A 223-nucleotide genomic window follows, 5' to 3' on the forward strand; every position below is an offset into this window, starting at 1 on the left:
CTTAGGCTGGTTGACTATGAACGCCAACCACAGGTGCATAGCGAATATTCATTGCACCGACTACATCTCTATGTTTTTCGAATCCGCACTGACACTTATATTTCCTGTCTATGGCTTTATTTTTTTTAGAACATTTCGGACAAGTTTGACTCGAGTAGGCGGGATTCACATATTCAACTTTAATACCCACTAGGTTTGCTTTATATTCGATGAAATGAGACAG

1 protein-coding gene is annotated in these 223 nt (G+C 39.5%); it reads right to left on the bottom strand.

The annotated features are described in order from the left end of the window. Nucleotide 1 precedes the first annotated feature (1 nt). On the bottom strand, nt 2–223 hold a 222-nt coding region (locus tag ACQCVE_RS19685; RefSeq protein WP_426863678.1), incomplete at its 5' end, for a transposase.

The sequence above is a fragment of the Metabacillus sp. 113a genome (genome assembly GCF_050107635.1).
GTDB lineage: Bacteria > Bacillota > Bacilli > Bacillales > Bacillaceae > Metabacillus_B.